Below are 1,451 nucleotides of genomic sequence, written 5' to 3'. Positions count from 1 at the left end.
TTGTCGTAGTCAACGTTGAGGATGACTTTGAAGCCTGCTTTGGTGTCTTTCAGGGAATCGTATTTACCCGAAGCACCGGTGAAGACTTCAGCCACGAAGTACGGCTGCGACTAGAAGCGCTGGATCTTACGAGCACGGTTTACCAACTGCTTGTCGGCTTCCGACAGCTCGTCCATACCCAGGATCGCGATGATGTCCTTCAGCTCTTTGTAACGTTGCAGAACGTACTGAACGCCGCGAGCGGTGTCGTAGTGGTCCTGGCCGATTACGTTCGGGTCCAGCTGACGCGAAGTCGAATCCAGTGGATCTACCGCTGGGTAGATACCCAGGGAAGCGATGTCACGGGACAGAACGACGGTGGCGTCCAAGTGGGCGAAGGTGGTCGCTGGCGACGGGTCGGTCAAGTCATCCGCAGGTACGTATACCGCCTGGATCGAAGTGATCGAACCTTCCTTGGTCGAAGTGATACGTTCTTGCAGAACGCCCATCTCTTCAGCCAGGGTCGGCTGGTAACCTACTGCCGAAGGCATACGGCCCAGCAGTGCGGATACTTCAGTACCGGCCAGGGTGTAACGATAGATGTTGTCGACGAACAGCAGAACGTCGTTACCTTCGTCACGGAACTTCTCGGCCATGGTCAGGCCGGTCAGTGCTACGCGCAGACGGTTACCCGGCGGCTCGTTCATCTGACCGTAAACCAGTGCCACTTTGTCCAGAACGTTGGAGTCGGTCATTTCGTGGTAGAAGTCGTTACCCTCACGAGTACGCTCGCCCACGCCCGCAAACACGGAATAACCGGAGTGCTCGATCGCGATGTTACGGATCAGTTCCATCATGTTTACGGTTTTGCCTACACCGGCACCACCGAACAGACCGACTTTACCGCCTTTGGCAAACGGGCAAACCAGGTCGATAACCTTGATGCCGGTTTCCAGCAGGTCGTTGCCGCCTGCTTGCTCAGCGAACGAAGGTGCTGGGCGGTGAATGCCCCAACGCTCTTCGGTGTCGATCGGGCCAGCTTCGTCGATCGGGTTACCGAGGACGTCCATGATCCGGCCCAGGGTCGCTTTACCGACCGGTACGGAGATGGCTGCGCCAGAGTCGGTAACTTCCAGACCGCGCTTCAAGCCCTCGGTGGAACCCATCGCAATGGTACGAACCACGCCGTCGCCCAGCTGCTGCTGAACTTCCAGAGTGGTGCTGGCATCGCTTTTGACTTTCAAAGCGTTGTAGATGCTCGGTACGCTGTCGCGTGGAAATTCCACGTCGATAACGGCGCCGATGATTTGAACGATACGTCCGCTACTCATAGCTGGATCCTCTGAATATTTGAACCGTTAAACCGCGGCAGCGCCGCCGACGATTTCCGAGATCTCGTGGGTGAGCGCAGCCTGACGCGCCTTGTTGTTGATCAGCTGCAAGTCGCTGATCAATTCACCGGCGGTGTCGGT

Annotated in this window: 1 protein-coding gene and 1 pseudogene; both read right to left on the bottom strand. The window is 57.0% G+C overall.

Annotated features, from left to right (window positions below):
- Positions 1 to 1,310, bottom strand: a pseudogene (gene atpD / locus ACIF4X_RS29280) (F0F1 ATP synthase subunit beta); the annotation flags it as partial.
- Between the two features lie 27 nt (positions 1,311 to 1,337).
- Positions 1,338 to 1,451, bottom strand: a 114-nt coding sequence (locus tag ACIF4X_RS29275) for a F0F1 ATP synthase subunit gamma (protein ID WP_397484700.1), incomplete at its 5' end; no start/stop codon positions are given.

The sequence above is a fragment of the Pseudomonas sp. NPDC085632 genome (genome assembly GCF_044541255.1).
GTDB lineage: Bacteria > Pseudomonadota > Gammaproteobacteria > Pseudomonadales > Pseudomonadaceae > Aquipseudomonas.
The sequence above is the reverse complement of the archived record's forward strand: the minus strand, read 5'-3'. Positions and strand labels throughout refer to the sequence as shown.